Source organism: Staphylococcus sp. EG-SA-14, assembly GCF_017151935.1.
Classification (GTDB): domain Bacteria; phylum Bacillota; class Bacilli; order Staphylococcales; family Staphylococcaceae; genus Staphylococcus; species Staphylococcus aureus.
The window spans coordinates 80,745-94,705 of the sequence record NZ_JACVZM010000003.1; the positions used below are offsets into that span (position 1 = coordinate 80,745).

Sequence of the window (13,961 nt, forward strand, 5' to 3'; positions counted from 1 at the left end):
CAAATGGAAAACTTTGATAAAACAATGAAATTCGACTATGAAGAACTTCCAACGCAAGATGTAAGAGATGTTTTAAATAATGTTTATCGAACATTAGATGAACGAGGATATAATGCCGTAAACCAAATTGTAGGTTATTTATTATCAGGTGACCCTGCGTATATTCCACGCCAGAATGAAGCAAGAAATCAAATTCGTCATATTGATAGAGATGTTATTATGGAAGAACTTGTTTCTTACTATTTAAAAGAGCAAAATAAATAATTTATGTTACAACATAAAATTTTAGGACTCGATGTCGGTAGTAGAACGGTAGGAATTGCAATTAGTGATATAATGGGTTGGACGGCACAAGGATTAGACACACTCCGAATCAATGAAGAAAATAATGAATTAGGTATTGACCAATTAGTAGACATTATTAAAAAACATAATGTGGGTACAGTCGTAATAGGACTACCTAAAAACATGAATAATTCAATAGGATTTCGAGGCGAAGCTTCGTTAACATATAAAGAAAAATTATTAGAAGCTTATCCTTCTATTGAGATTGTGATGTGGGATGAAAGATTAAGCACAATGGCTGCTGAACGATCATTATTAGAAGCAGATGTTTCAAGACAAAAAAGAAAACAAGTGATTGATAAAATGGCAGCGGTATTTATTTTACAAGGCTATTTAGATTCACTACATTAAAAGGAGATTTTACTATGACTGAACATAATCATGATTCACAACTAGAAATTAATAACGAAGAAGAATTATTAACTTTATTCGATGAAGAGGGAAATGAAGTTTTATACCGAAAAGTTTTAGAATTTTATCATCCTGAATTCAAAAAAGAGTATGTTATCTTAGCTGAAGAAGGTGCTCAATCAGATGAAGACGATATGATTGAGCTTGTACCAATGATCAATGAACCAGATGAGTCAGGTGACGGTGGTAAGTTAGTACCAATCGAAACTGATGAAGAATGGGACATGATTGAAGAAGTTGTAAATACTGAAATGGAAGAATAATTAAAAAGATTTTACTCTTGCTAACCTTAAGATGGGTAGGCAAGAGTATTTTTTTAAGTCAAGCAATGTATAAATAATTAACGCTTATAATTTTATTGAAAATATGGTAAAATATCTAAAGTTAAATTTTATATGAATGATTCGCTTCTATAAATAAAATAGCTTTGCGTCTAACACGAAATCAGTCATTTAATTGGTTGGCAAAATTATAATCAATTGTGAAGGCTGATTTATTTTATTGTCATAATCATATTGACTTATTTTACATAAAGGAAGTTTAAAACATGGATGACCTAAATAAAAAATATTTAATAGATTTACATCAACATCAAAATAGTTCAATCGAAGTTTTGCGTGAATTTGCCGAAGTAAATGAAGTGCCAATTGTAGATCGTTTAACATTAGATTTAATTAAGCAATTAATTCGTATGAATAATGTTAAAAATATTTTAGAAATTGGCACAGCAATCGGCTATAGTTCTATGCAATTCGCTTCTATATCTGATGACATTCATGTCACAACGATAGAGCGTAATGAAACGATGATTCAATATGCTAAACAAAATTTAGCTACTTATCATTTTGAAAACCAGGTTCGAATTATTGAAGGTAATGCTTTAGAGCAATTTGAAAATGTAAATGACAAAGTTTATGATATGATATTTATTGATGCAGCAAAAGCGCAATCAAAGAAATTTTTTGAAATATATACACCACTTTTAAAGCACCAAGGTCTCGTAATTACAGATAATGTTTTATATCACGGTTTTGTATCGGATATTGGGATTGTTAGATCGAGAAATGTAAGACAAATGGTTAAAAAGGTTCAAGATTATAATGAGTGGTTAATAAAGCAACCAGGATATACAACGAATTTTTTAAATATAGACGATGGATTAGCGATTTCAATTAAAGGAGAATGACTATGACAGAATTACTTGTCACACCCAAGTCATTAAGCCATATGGAAACACTTATTGATTTAGGTGCAGATGCTTTTGTAATTGGCGAGCAAAAGTTTGGTTTAAGACTTCCAGGGGAATTCAATAGACAACAAATGACAGAGGCTGTCGCATTAGCTCACAAAAACGATAAAAAAGTATATGCGGCAGTGAATGGATTATTTCATAATTATCATTTAGATGCTGTAGAAGATTATATTAATTTTTTACATGAAATACGAGTTGACAGAATTATTTTCGGGGATCCAGCAGTAGTAATGTATGTGAAGGCGCAAGAAAATCCAATACCACTTCATTGGAATGCAGAGACGTTAGTAACTAATCATTTTCAATGTAATTACTGGGGTAAAAGAGGCGCATCAAGAGCTGTCTTAGCACGTGAGCTGAATTTGGATGAAATTATTAATATAAAAGAAAATTCAAATGTGGAAATTGAGGTTCAAGTTCAAGGAATGACTTGTATGTTCCAATCAAAGCGTATGCTACTAGGCAATTATTATACGTTCCAAGATCGCCAAATGAAAATTGAACGTCGCAATGATGAACAATCTTTATTACTTTATGATGAAGAAAGACAAAATAATTACCCAGTTTACGAAGATTACAATGGTACGCACATTATGTCACCAAACGACATTTGTTTAATTGAAGAATTAGCACCATTTTTTGAGGCGGGTATAGATTCATTTAAAATCGATGGTATTCTACAAACGGAAGAATATATTAATGTGGTAACGGAACAGTATCGTCAAGCGATAGATTTGTACAATGAAGATCCTGAAATCTATGAAGATGAGAAATTTATGTTGATGGACCCAATTGAAGAAATTCAACCTGATCATCGACCATTTGACGAAGGTTTCTTATATAAACAAACAGTATATTAAGGAGGTTAATCATGAAGACAATAGAAGAGATTAAATCAACTCCTAAAACAGTTATGAAGAAACCAGAATTATTAGCACCTGCTGGAAACTTAGAAAAGTTAAAAATAGCAGTACATTATGGCGCTGATGCCGTATTTTTAGGTGGTCAAGAATATGGATTACGTTCAAATGCTGATAATTTCACGATGGAAGAAATAGCTGAAGGTGTTGAATTTGCGAACCGTTACGGTGCCAAAATTTATGTTACGACAAATATTATTGCACATGATGAGAATATTGAAGGTCTAGAATCATATTTGCGTAATTTGGAAAAGACTGGTGCGACAGGTATCATTGTTGCAGATCCTTTAATTATCGAAACATGTAAAGAAGTTGCGCCAAAACTTGAAATTCATTTATCTACTCAACAATCACTTTCTAATTACAAAGCTGTAGAATATTGGAAAGAAGAAGGATTGGATCGTGTTGTATTAGCACGTGAGACCGGCGCGATGGAAATGCGTGAAATGAAGGAAAAAGTAGATATTGAAATCGAAGCATTTATTCATGGTGCTATGTGTATCGCCTATTCAGGTAGATGTACATTAAGTAATCATATGACTGCAAGGGATTCCAACAGAGGCGGTTGCTGTCAAAGTTGCCGTTGGGATTATGAATTATTAGAAGTTGATGATAATGGTGAACTTGATGTTTTTTATAATCAAGGTGAAGTTACACCGTTTGCGATGAGTCCTAAAGATTTAAAATTAATCGAATCAATTCCTCAAATGATGGATATTGGTGTGGACTCATTAAAAATTGAAGGACGTATGAAGTCAATTCATTATATTGCAACAGTTGTCTCAGTATATCGTAAAGTCATTGATGCGTATGCGGCAGATCCTGACAACTTTAAGATTAATCCGGAATGGTTAATAGAGTTAGATAAATGTGCAAATAGAGACACTGCACCAGCATTCTTTGAGGGAACACCTGGTTATGAAGAACAGATGTTTGGTCAACAACAATCTAAAAAATCACCATTTGATTTTTGTGGTTTGGTATTAGATTATAATGAAGATACAAAAATTGCGACTATTCAACAACGAAATAACTTTAAACCAGGTCAAGAAATAGAATTCTTTGGTCCAGAAATTGAAACATTTACACAAGTAGTAGAAGCAATTTATGATGAAGAAGGTAACAGCTTAGACGCGGCGCGCCATCCATTACAAATCGTTCAAATTAAAGTGGATCGCCCGATATATCCAAACAACATGATGAGAAAGGAAATTGGCTAATGAAAGCTACTACAATCATTGGCATAGCTGGTGGATCTGGCTCAGGAAAAACAACTGTAACTAACGAAATTATGAAAAACTTAGAAGGTCATAGTGTCGCTTTACTTGCTCAAGATTACTATTATAAAGATCAAAAACACTTGACTTTCGACGAGCGCCTAGAAACCAATTATGACCATCCATTTGCATTCGATAATGATTTATTAATTGAAAATCTTAAAGACTTGAAAAATGGTAAAGCAGTAGAAGTACCGACATATGATTATGCTAGTCATACAAGAAGTGACATTACCATTGATTTTAAACCTAAAGATGTTATTATCGTAGAAGGTATTTTCGCTTTAGAAAATAAGGTATTACGTGATATGATGGATGTTAAAATATATGTTGATACAGATGCAGACTTGAGAATATTACGCCGTTTAACACGAGATACTAAAGAGCGTGGGCGTTCAATGGACTCTGTTATCAATCAATATTTAAGTGTTGTTAGACCTATGCATGACCAATTTATTGAACCGACTAAGAAATATGCTGATATAATTATTCCTGAAGGTGGGAGCAATAAAGTTGCAATAGATATTATGACAACAAAAATTCAGTCTTTAGTTAGCAAGCAATAGTATAATTCAGTAAAGGAAGATGACAATATGGAAAATCAAAAGCAATATCCAATGACTCAAGAAGGTTTTGAAAAATTAGAGCGTGAACTTGAAGAATTAAAAACAGTTAAGCGTCCTGAAGTTGTAGAGAAAATTAAAGTTGCACGTTCATTTGGTGACTTATCAGAGAACTCTGAGTATGATGCAGCAAAAGATGAACAAGGATTCATCGAACAAGATATTCAAAGAATTGAGCATATGTTAAGAAATGCATTAATCATTGAAGATACTGGAGATAACAACGTTGTTAAAATTGGTAAAACAGTAACGTTTGTAGAATTACCAGGTGATGAAGAGGAAAGTTATCAAATCGTTGGTTCAGCTGAATCAGATGCATTTAATGGTAAGATTTCAAATGAATCACCAATGGCTAAAGCGTTAATTGGTAAAGGTTTAGATGATGAAGTTCGTGTTCCACTACCTAATGGTGGCGAAATGAACGTAAAAATTGTTAATATCCAATAAATGATCAAATAGATTGTTTAATTGCGCGATTGAAGTGTGTTAATGATACTTCGGTCGTGCTTTTTTATATTCAAAATCAAAAAATCGGACAGATGAAAAGTAAAAATTTTCCATCAGACCGAATGATAGCAGAACCTAAATTAGTGTAAGAGTTACAATATTAACTACTCCATTTTAAAAAAGCAAAATATTTCCGAGAAAACAAATTGATTATCATTTGTTATTGTATGCGATTTGAATTACTTATTAAACAACTTGTGCTTCTCAATGATACAATGAAAAGGTATTCAATACTGGTTTATTGCAATACAAAGGGGGATTTAAAGTGGATGTAAGATTTATTAACGAGCAGACAATTATGATTTATTTTGAAAATAAAATATCCGAAGAGACATATCGTAATGTCACAGCAATGGTACGGTGGATACGAGAAAAAGAAATATTAGAAATTCAAGATATTGTCCCTTCGTATCGAGCAGTTCTAATATATTTTGATGAACAAGCTATAACATCTTCTAAATTAATTGAAAATTTAGAACTTAACAAATTTAATGAAAAAAATGTTCATGCTGTGAATCAAACCAATCGTATTATTAAAATACCTGTTCAATATGGTGGTACATATGGACCAGATATTGAAGAAGTAGCAAAGCATAATCGAATAACTGTTGAGCAAGTTATTGAAAAACATACAAGTAAACCTTATTTAATATATATGCTAGGATTTATGCCAGGATTTCCATACTTAGGCGGACTTGATGAACAACTACATACACCTAGACGTAATCAGCCAAGGTTAAAAATTCATGCAGGTTCTGTAGGTATTGCGAATAATCAAACAGGACTATATCCATCAGATTCTCCTGGCGGATGGCAAATTATTGGACGCACACCGTTAAAAGTATTTAGCAGCGAGCGTGAACCAATGTCAATGTACGAAGCAGGAGAATGGATACAATTTTATGCAATAGATGAACAAGAATTTATACAAATCGAAAGGGATATATCAGATGGCAACTTTAATGTTGATGACTGGGTGGTGATTGAAAATGTCAATTAAGATTTTACAACCAGGTCTCTTTTCAACGGTACAAGATCTAGGAAGAAAAGGTTATGAACATATTGGATTTTCAGGCGCAGGTGCCATGGATCAATTTAGTTTTAAGTTTGCGCAGTCATTAATTAACAATGATGGTCCAGCGATTGAATATACTTTGATCGGTCCTACCATTCAATTTAATACGCAAAATACATTTGTTATAACCGGTGGTAGTGTTAATGCCTTGCTAAATAATAAAACTATATCAATGAATTCTGTCATATTAGCTGAGAAAGGTGACATTTTAAAAATAGGTGCTATAACCAAAGGTGCACGCGGTTATCTTACTTTTGGTCATTCTATCAACGTACCTCCTATTGCTGAAAGTTATGCAACACATACCCGAAGCAGTATAGGAGGATTCAAAGGTAGAAAGTTATTAGCTAATGATGTAATAACAGTGAAAATAAATAATGACTTTAAAGAAAACATTGGAAAGACTATTCATTTACAGGACGATTTATTGCCAGAAAATAATATTATACACATTCTTCAAGGACCTCAATTCGAGGCATTTTCTGAAGAGGCTAGAGCGAAAATTGTAAATCATCCATATTTAATTACTGAACAATCAGACCGTATGGGCTATCGTTTGGAAGGTGACAGCGTTGCACCAATTAATCAAGCAGATATCATTTCTGAACCGGTTGCTCTTGGTAGTGTTCAAGTACCAAATGATGGTCAACCTATTATTCTGCTTAATGATAAACAAACGATAGGTGGTTATACCAAAATTGCAACTGTATGCAAATTTGATCTGCCAAAGTTAGCACAGATGAAACCACAAAATACAATTCAATTTAAATGGATATCATTCCAAGAAGCTGTAGATAAGAATCGGGAACAAATGTCTCTGTTTAATGAAATTCTTAAGAGTCATCAAAAGACTCCAATTTTTGATACATCTAGCTTGCGACATACTTCGAAAAAATTAGCAACAATTTTAAAAGGGGATTTGTAAAATGAATATTGAAAAAATCGAACAAATAATCAAATTAGTGAAGGAAAATGATGTTAAGAAATTTAAATATAAAAATTTTGAAGATGAAATAGAAATTGACTTCACTGACTCGAATCATTTGGCTGCACACAGTAATCAATCAAATCGAAGTATGAACAATAATGATTTGACAGCTTCAAAAGCGAATGATAACTCCGATGTTTCGACAAATGATTATCATGACATTAAATCACCAATGGTAGGTACATTCTTTTTACAAGATAGTAAAGAATTAACTGAACCAATTGTGAATGTCGGTGACAAAGTTAACAAGGGAGATATCATAGGATATGTTGAAGCGATGAAAGTGTTAAACGAGGTAACAACAGATGTTGCTGGAGAAATTACTGAAATAGTAGCTGATCATGGCACAAATGTTGAATACGACCAAGTTTTGGTACGTATTAAGTAAAGGGGGTAAGTAAATGCTTCGTTGTTTAATTGCGAACAGAGGTGAAATTGCTGTAAGGATTATAAGAGCTTGCAGAGAATATGGGATTGAAACTGTAGCAGTTTATGCAAAAGGGGACGAGCAAAGCTTGCATGTACATTTAGCAGATCAAGCTATATGTATTGGGGAAGCTAATGCTTTAGATAGTTATTTAAATATTGACCGCATCATATCTGCTGCACAAATCACTGGTGCTAATGCAATTCACCCAGGATATGGCTTTTTATCAGAATCAACAAAATTTGCTCAAACCGTTGAGGAACAAGGCATAGCGTTTATAGGGCCTACTAAAAAAACGATGGAAATGATGGGGGATAAAATAACAGCAAGACAAACAGTTCATCATGCAGGTGTTCCTGTGATTCCAGGATCAAATGGTGCTGTGAATCATGTGTCTGAAATTGAGAATCTTGCCAAAGACATCGGTTATCCAGTTGTTATCAAAGCTGCCAGTGGCGGTGGTGGTAAAGGTATACGTATTGTAAAGAAAGCTGAAGATTTAGAAAAGGCATTTAAAGAAGCTAAAAGTGAAGGAAAAAAATACTTTGATGATGATCGTGTTTATGTTGAGGCTTTTATACCAGTTGCAAAACATGTTGAAGTTCAAGTTATGGGAGATGGGCAGGATAATTATGTACATTTAGGGGAACGTGATTGTTCTGTACAACGTAAAAATCAAAAATTAATCGAAGAATCTCCTTGTGCAGCATTAACTGAAGAAAGACGACAACAAATATGTAACGATGCTGTTAAAGTTGCACGTGCAGCAAATTATAGAAGTGCAGGTACGATTGAATTTTTAGTAACTGATACCGCACATTACTTTATTGAAATGAATGCTCGAATACAAGTTGAACATACTGTTACAGAGATGCGAGCAGAACGTGATTTGGTTGCAGCACAATTGTATTTATTGGAACATAATCATTTACCTTTTTCACAAAGCGATATTCAATTTAATGGTCATGTGATAGAAGCGAGAATAAATGCCGAAAATCCTGAAAAGAAATTTCAACCAACACCAGGTAAAGTGACAGCGTTACATTTACCTCAAGGCTTTAATGTGCGAGTCGATTCTTTACTATATCACGGTTATCAAGTTTCACCATATTATGATTCTTTAGTAGCTAAAGTAATTGTAAAATCTCATGATAGAGCTTCAGCAATTGATAAGTTGAAAGTCACCTTAGATGAAATGGTGATAGATGGATTTTCTACAACTGCCGATTTTTTATATGCAGTTTTAAATTATCCACTATATCGTGATGGAGATGCAAAAGATGTTGATATTAAATTTTTAGAAAAACATCAAATTGTTAAAGGGGTGGAATTATAATGCGAGTTGATTTGAATTGTGATTTAGGCGAAGCATTTGGAAATTATTCCTTTGGTGGTGATCATCAAATTATTCCGTTAATTACAAGTGCGAATGTTGCTTGTGGTTTTCACGCTGGTGATGAAAATGTAATGAATGAAACGGTAAAACTTGCCAAAGCACATAATGTTGCAGTAGGTGCACATCCTGGTTTACCTGATTTGAAAGGCTTTGGCAGACGAAATATAGATATCTCTAACGACGAGATTTATAATTTGATGATTTATCAATTAGGTGCATTACAAGGGTTTTGTCGCATTCATCAAGTTAAAATTAATCATGTTAAACCGCATGGTGCATTGTATCAGATGGGTGCAAAAGACAGAGAAATAGCAAACGTTATAGCACAAGCTGTTTATGACTTTGATCCATCACTAGTGTTAGTAGGATTAGCAAATTCATATCTAATTTCAGAAGCAATGAATGTCGGATTAATTACAGCTTCTGAAGTGTTTGCTGATAGACGATACGAAGATGATGGGCAGCTCGTTAGTAGAAAAGAAAGTGATGCTGTGATTACTGATACTGACGAAGCACTTAAGCAGGTTTTAAAGATGGTGAAGGAAAATAAAGTTATTTCAAAAAACAATAAGGAAGTAACGTTACAAGCAGATACAATTTGTGTGCATGGTGATGGAGAACATGCATTATTATTTGTTTCGAAAATTAGAGAAATTTTAATGAAAGAAGGCATTGATATTCAATCCTTATAGGGGGCTAAAAAAATGGGGAGAAATTTAAAGCTTAAAAAAGAAAGTGACTTTGAATTCACAAAAAATCATAAAAGGTTATTATTAGGTTCTGTATTTTTGATGGCAACTTCTGCAATTGGGCCAGCATTTTTAACGCAAACAGCAGTATTTACATCACAATTTTTTGCAAGTTTCGCATTTGCCATATTACTGTCTATCATCATTGACATTGGTGCACAAATTAATATATGGCGCATATTAGTTGTAACTGGTTTAAGAGGTCAAGAAATATCAAATAAAGTTGTTCCTGGGCTTGGTACTGTTATCTCAATATTGATTGCATTTGGTGGTCTAGCTTTTAATATTGGTAATATTGCTGGTGCCGGTTTAGGTTTAAATGCAATTTTTGTATTAGATGTAAAATGGGGCGCAGCTATTACTGCAATCTTTGCAATATTAATCTTTGTAAGTAAAAGTGGCCAAAAAATTATGGACGTTGTTTCAATGATTCTTGGTATTGTGATGATTTTAGTTGTGGCATATGTGATGTTTGTTTCTAATCCACCTTATGGTGATGCTTTTGTGCATACATTTGCGCCAGAACATCCAATGAAATTAGTCTTGCCAATCATTACGTTAGTTGGTGGAACTGTAGGTGGTTATATTACCTTTGCAGGTGCACATCGTATATTAGACTCTGGCATTAAAGGTAAGCAATATTTACCATTTGTAAATCAATCAGCAATTGCTGGTATTTTAACTACAGGTATTATGAGAACGTTACTATTCCTAGCGGTATTAGGAGTTGTTGTAACAGGTGTGACATTAAGTTCTGAAAATCCACCAGCGTCAGTTTTTGAACACGCAATTGGACCAATTGGAAAGAATATTTTTGGTATTGTGTTATTTGCTGCAGCTATGTCATCAGTAATTGGCTCAGCATACACAAGCGCAACATTTTTAAAAACACTTCATAAATCATTTAACGAAAGAAGTAATTTAATTGTGATTGTGTTTATCGTTATTTCAACAATGATTTTCTTATTTATTGGAAAACCAATCAGCCTTTTAATTATAGCAGGCGCGATAAATGGATGGATTTTACCTATTACGTTAGGTGCAATTTTGATTGCAAGTAAAAAGAAATCAATTGTTGGTGATTATAAACACCCAAATTGGATGTTCATCTTTGGTATCGTTGCAGTACTTGTTACAATATTGACAGGTATATTCTCATTCAAAGAAGTACTTCAGTTATTTTAAAAGACATTTCGACTAATAGCATCACTGTAAATGTTGTTAGTATTAGGCAAGATGTATTTTGATTTCCGGTGATTCATTTATAAAGCATAATTAGATATATTTTAAGGGAGAGTGGTGCATGACAAATGTACTGCTCTTTTTGTTGTGTATCAGTATTGTGATGTTTTAATGCGAATATTATATGAATCATTATGAAATTTAATAAAAATAAAAGAAATGATTATCATTTTTTCTGATATACTGTTAAACGGTTTGGAATTTTTATGTTTACACTGTATTGGTTGATATAACTCAACTAATAATTACGAACAGGGTATTTCAAATTGAAAAGTATTATGAACGTGATACATAATCAAAATTGTAGGCTCAAGGGAGTGGGACAGAAATGATATTTTCGCAAAATTTATTTCGTCGTCCCACCCCGGCAAGGTTGACTAGAATTGAAAAAAGCTTGTTACAAGCGCATTTTCGTTCAGTCAACTACTGCCAATATAACTTCGTAGAGCATAGAACATTGATTTATTTCCCAGCCTGTTTATCATTTATGTCTCGCTCTCAAATGTAAATTAATAATTGTTTTGGGGAGTTTGAAGTTAAATATTTAACAGGATTTATTTTAATATTATTGTTAGAAGAAATTTTGACAAATTCAGCAAGTGCAATCGAATATTCAGACTTACATCATAAAAGTAAGTTTGATTCAAAGCGTCTAAGTAATGCTAAGATGTCATTCATCAATCCAACTCAGCTTGAAAATAAAAACACAAACGATAGACTGTTGAAGCATGATTTGTTATTTCATGACATGTTCGTAAATGATGATTGGAAAAAAGATTTTAAAGTTGAATTCGAAAATGAGGCACTTTCAAAGAAATTTATAAATAAGGATATCGATATATTTGCTGGAAATTATGGATATGGATGTCATGGGGGAGCAACCAATAAAACGCAATGTAGTTATGGTGGTGTTACTTTAAGTGACAATAATAAGTACGATGATTATAAGAATATACCTTGTAATTTATGGATTGACGGACATCAAGCAGAAATAGAATTAACAGCAGTAAAAACGAAAAAGAAAATTGTTACCATTCAAGAATTAGATGTTCAATTAAGAAATTATTTGAATGAGAAGTATAAGTTGTACGAACAAGGTGGCGACATTGTTAAAGGGTATGTTAAATATCATAATGATGATGAACAAAATATAGAATATAATTTTTATAATTTAAATGGTGAGTATGGTTATGAGATATTAAAAATGTATGCTGATAATAAAACTATCAATAGTGACAAATTGCATTTAGATATCTATTTATTCAAATCATAATTTAATTAAGTTAATCATTAATAATCTTTGACAGTGAAATATAAAGTACCTGTCATTATACTGTTACAAATAAAAACAGCAGTAAGGATGATAACACTTAGAAAAGTCTTACTGCTGTTTTCTATTAGAATTATCTTTAATACACACAGGAATTCGATACGAAACAAATATGATTAACTGTGTAATTACAAAATAAAACTACTATAGTAAAAAGAAGATAAAGACGATGATAATAAATGCATCGAATATAATTTTCTTGATGTTTTTATCAACAACATCAGGTAAGGACATAAGTATAAATCCTAGAATTAGAGTGTAGCGACATATGTTCATAATTGTTGCTGTAAACTCGATATTAAATGAAAACTTTAAAAATATACTTATAAATAAAATGACAAACGACGCAATTGCAATAAAACTGCCGTATGTAGCTATCTTTGTTACGAGACTATTTTGATTATTTTCAGCCATTGTAAAATCCTCTTATTTCATCATTATTATTTTAAACATATCATTTTCCTGTTATTTAATAAAGTTTCTTGACACGATTGGTTGATGTAATTGATATGATTAGTTTTTGAAAAATAGACAAATTAGAAGCATCGAATTCACTGTTATGAGTTCAAAAATAATTATTTATGATACCAAGTTATTGAAAGAGCTTTTTATAAAAATAAAGCAAAAGTTTTATACAGTAATGAAAATCATGATACTTGTCGTTGTAGTGATTAAAATGTGATAAAATAACAAATGCTAGGATTTTTTAAAAGAGGTGAATCAAAGGATGATTGGTATAATTGGTGCCATGGAAGAAGAAGTAACAATATTAAAAAATAAATTAACACAATTAAGCGAAATTTCAGTTGCACATGTTAAATTTTATACTGGCATTTTAAAAGATAGAGAAGTAGTGATTACCCAAAGCGGCATTGGAAAAGTTAATGCTGCAATTTCTACGACATTATTAATTAATAAGTTTAAACCGGACGTCATTATTAATACAGGTTCTGCTGGAGCTTTAGATGAAAGTTTAAATGTAGGTGACGTTCTTATAAGTGATGATGTAAAATATCATGATGCGGATGCAACAGCATTTGGTTATGAATATGGACAAATACCACAGATGCCGGTAGCATTTCAATCAAGTAAACCTTTAATAGAAAAAGTATCTCAAGTTGTACAACAACAACAATTAACAGCTAAAGTAGGCTTAATTGTAAGTGGTGATAGCTTTATCGGTAGTGTTGAACAACGTCAAAAAATTAAAAAAGCATTTCCAAATGCGATGGCGGTTGAAATGGAAGCAACTGCAATTGCACAAACATGTTATCAATTTAATGTACCATTTGTTGTAGTTCGTGCAGTTTCAGACTTAGCAAATGGAGAAGCGGAAATGAGCTTCGAAGCATTTTTAGAAAAAGCAGCTGTATCATCAAGTCAAACTGTTGAAGCATTAGTGTCTCAATTATAAAAAGG

17 protein-coding genes are annotated in these 13,961 nt (G+C 32.4%); 16 read left to right on the top strand and 1 reads right to left on the bottom strand.

Features of this window, described 5'->3' with window-relative positions; translation table 11 throughout:
- The first annotated feature begins 3 nt into the window (after positions 1-3).
- The 15 genes from IDG63_RS03830 (at position 4) to IDG63_RS03900 (ending at position 12,485) form a co-directional block, all read left to right on the top strand.
- Positions 4-264, top strand: a complete 261-nt coding sequence (locus IDG63_RS03830) for an IreB family regulatory phosphoprotein (RefSeq protein ID WP_000426912.1) — start codon at positions 4-6, stop codon at positions 262-264.
- Between the two features lie 3 nt (positions 265-267).
- Positions 268-696 carry a Holliday junction resolvase RuvX gene (gene ruvX / locus IDG63_RS03835; RefSeq protein WP_000939059.1) on the top strand — a complete coding sequence of 143 codons (429 nt, stop codon included), beginning with the start codon at positions 268-270 and terminating at the stop codon, positions 694-696.
- Between the two features lie 14 nt (positions 697-710).
- A complete protein-coding gene (locus tag IDG63_RS03840; RefSeq protein WP_000134779.1) occupies positions 711-1,019 on the top strand; it encodes a DUF1292 domain-containing protein in 309 nt (102 codons plus the stop codon).
- A 284-nt stretch (positions 1,020-1,303) separates the two neighbouring features.
- Positions 1,304-1,942, top strand: a complete 639-nt coding sequence (locus IDG63_RS03845; protein WP_000342266.1) for an O-methyltransferase — start codon at positions 1,304-1,306, stop codon at positions 1,940-1,942.
- A gap of 2 nt (positions 1,943-1,944) precedes the next feature.
- Positions 1,945-2,868, top strand: a complete 924-nt coding sequence (locus tag IDG63_RS03850; protein ID WP_000137775.1) for a peptidase U32 family protein — start codon at positions 1,945-1,947, stop codon at positions 2,866-2,868.
- Positions 2,869-2,879: 11 nt separating this feature from the next.
- The gene (locus IDG63_RS03855; RefSeq protein WP_000848304.1) at positions 2,880-4,148 is read left to right on the top strand and encodes a peptidase U32 family protein; all 1,269 of its coding nucleotides are present in this window, start codon (positions 2,880-2,882) and stop codon (positions 4,146-4,148) included.
- A complete protein-coding gene (udk, locus tag IDG63_RS03860; RefSeq protein ID WP_000648617.1) occupies positions 4,148-4,771 on the top strand; it encodes a uridine kinase in 624 nt (207 codons plus the stop codon). Before IDG63_RS03855 ends, udk begins: the two co-directional genes overlap by 1 nt.
- A gap of 27 nt (positions 4,772-4,798) precedes the next feature.
- The gene (greA, locus tag IDG63_RS03865) at positions 4,799-5,275 is read left to right on the top strand and encodes a transcription elongation factor GreA (protein WP_000431312.1); all 477 of its coding nucleotides are present in this window, start codon (positions 4,799-4,801) and stop codon (positions 5,273-5,275) included.
- A 325-nt stretch (positions 5,276-5,600) separates the two neighbouring features.
- Entirely contained in the window at positions 5,601-6,335 is a 735-nt protein-coding gene (gene pxpB / locus IDG63_RS03870) for a 5-oxoprolinase subunit PxpB (RefSeq protein ID WP_000383179.1), read from the top strand.
- Complete coding sequence (locus tag IDG63_RS03875; protein WP_000023322.1) at positions 6,325-7,335, top strand: 5-oxoprolinase subunit C family protein; 1,011 nt, start codon at positions 6,325-6,327, stop codon at positions 7,333-7,335. The genes pxpB and IDG63_RS03875 overlap by 11 nt, the downstream gene beginning before the upstream one ends.
- 1 nt (position 7,336) lies before the next feature.
- Positions 7,337-7,786 (top strand): acetyl-CoA carboxylase biotin carboxyl carrier protein, encoded by a 450-nt coding sequence (locus IDG63_RS03880; protein WP_001019346.1) that lies wholly within the window; start codon positions 7,337-7,339, stop codon positions 7,784-7,786.
- 13 nt (positions 7,787-7,799) lie between these two features.
- Complete coding sequence (locus tag IDG63_RS03885) at positions 7,800-9,161, top strand: acetyl-CoA carboxylase biotin carboxylase subunit (RefSeq protein WP_000942744.1); 1,362 nt, start codon at positions 7,800-7,802, stop codon at positions 9,159-9,161.
- A complete protein-coding gene (gene pxpA / locus IDG63_RS03890) occupies positions 9,161-9,913 on the top strand; it encodes a 5-oxoprolinase subunit PxpA (protein WP_001261796.1) in 753 nt (250 codons plus the stop codon). The genes IDG63_RS03885 and pxpA overlap by 1 nt, the downstream gene beginning before the upstream one ends.
- 12 nt (positions 9,914-9,925) lie before the next feature.
- Positions 9,926-11,155, top strand: a complete 1,230-nt coding sequence (locus tag IDG63_RS03895) for an NRAMP family divalent metal transporter (RefSeq protein ID WP_000533245.1) — start codon at positions 9,926-9,928, stop codon at positions 11,153-11,155.
- Positions 11,156-11,720: 565 nt separating this feature from the next.
- Complete coding sequence (locus tag IDG63_RS03900; protein ID WP_029642895.1) at positions 11,721-12,485, top strand: exotoxin; 765 nt, start codon at positions 11,721-11,723, stop codon at positions 12,483-12,485.
- A 201-nt stretch (positions 12,486-12,686) separates the two neighbouring features.
- Here the strand turns inward: IDG63_RS03900 and IDG63_RS03905 are convergent, their stop codons facing one another.
- Positions 12,687-12,956, bottom strand: a complete 270-nt coding sequence (locus IDG63_RS03905) for a hypothetical protein (protein WP_000829750.1) — start codon at positions 12,954-12,956, stop codon at positions 12,687-12,689.
- 313 nt (positions 12,957-13,269) lie between these two features.
- On the opposite strand from IDG63_RS03905, the gene mtnN reads away from it, so the two are divergent.
- A complete protein-coding gene (mtnN, locus tag IDG63_RS03910) occupies positions 13,270-13,956 on the top strand; it encodes a 5'-methylthioadenosine/S-adenosylhomocysteine nucleosidase (RefSeq protein WP_000579275.1) in 687 nt (228 codons plus the stop codon).
- The last annotated feature ends 5 nt before the right edge of the window (positions 13,957-13,961 follow it).

What these genes read in the sequence shown, in the direction of transcription:
- IDG63_RS03830 (WP_000426912.1), top strand. Translation starts at nt 4, where the DNA reads ATGGAAAACTTTGATAAAACAATGAAATTCGACTATGAAGAACTTCCA.
- ruvX (WP_000939059.1), top strand. Translation starts at nt 268, where the DNA reads ATGTTACAACATAAAATTTTAGGACTCGATGTCGGTAGTAGAACGGTA.
- IDG63_RS03840 (WP_000134779.1), top strand. Translation starts at nt 711, where the DNA reads ATGACTGAACATAATCATGATTCACAACTAGAAATTAATAACGAAGAA.
- IDG63_RS03845 (WP_000342266.1), top strand. Translation starts at nt 1,304, where the DNA reads ATGGATGACCTAAATAAAAAATATTTAATAGATTTACATCAACATCAA.
- IDG63_RS03850 (WP_000137775.1), top strand. Translation starts at nt 1,945, where the DNA reads ATGACAGAATTACTTGTCACACCCAAGTCATTAAGCCATATGGAAACA.
- IDG63_RS03855 (WP_000848304.1), top strand. Translation starts at nt 2,880, where the DNA reads ATGAAGACAATAGAAGAGATTAAATCAACTCCTAAAACAGTTATGAAG.
- udk (WP_000648617.1), top strand. Translation starts at nt 4,148, where the DNA reads ATGAAAGCTACTACAATCATTGGCATAGCTGGTGGATCTGGCTCAGGA.
- greA (WP_000431312.1), top strand. Translation starts at nt 4,799, where the DNA reads ATGGAAAATCAAAAGCAATATCCAATGACTCAAGAAGGTTTTGAAAAA.
- IDG63_RS03875 (WP_000023322.1), top strand. Translation starts at nt 6,325, where the DNA reads ATGTCAATTAAGATTTTACAACCAGGTCTCTTTTCAACGGTACAAGAT.
- IDG63_RS03880 (WP_001019346.1), top strand. Translation starts at nt 7,337, where the DNA reads ATGAATATTGAAAAAATCGAACAAATAATCAAATTAGTGAAGGAAAAT.
- IDG63_RS03885 (WP_000942744.1), top strand. Translation starts at nt 7,800, where the DNA reads ATGCTTCGTTGTTTAATTGCGAACAGAGGTGAAATTGCTGTAAGGATT.
- pxpA (WP_001261796.1), top strand. Translation starts at nt 9,161, where the DNA reads ATGCGAGTTGATTTGAATTGTGATTTAGGCGAAGCATTTGGAAATTAT.
- IDG63_RS03895 (WP_000533245.1), top strand. Translation starts at nt 9,926, where the DNA reads ATGGGGAGAAATTTAAAGCTTAAAAAAGAAAGTGACTTTGAATTCACA.
- IDG63_RS03905 (WP_000829750.1), bottom strand. Translation starts at nt 12,956, where the DNA reads ATGGCTGAAAATAATCAAAATAGTCTCGTAACAAAGATAGCTACATAC.
- mtnN (WP_000579275.1), top strand. Translation starts at nt 13,270, where the DNA reads ATGATTGGTATAATTGGTGCCATGGAAGAAGAAGTAACAATATTAAAA.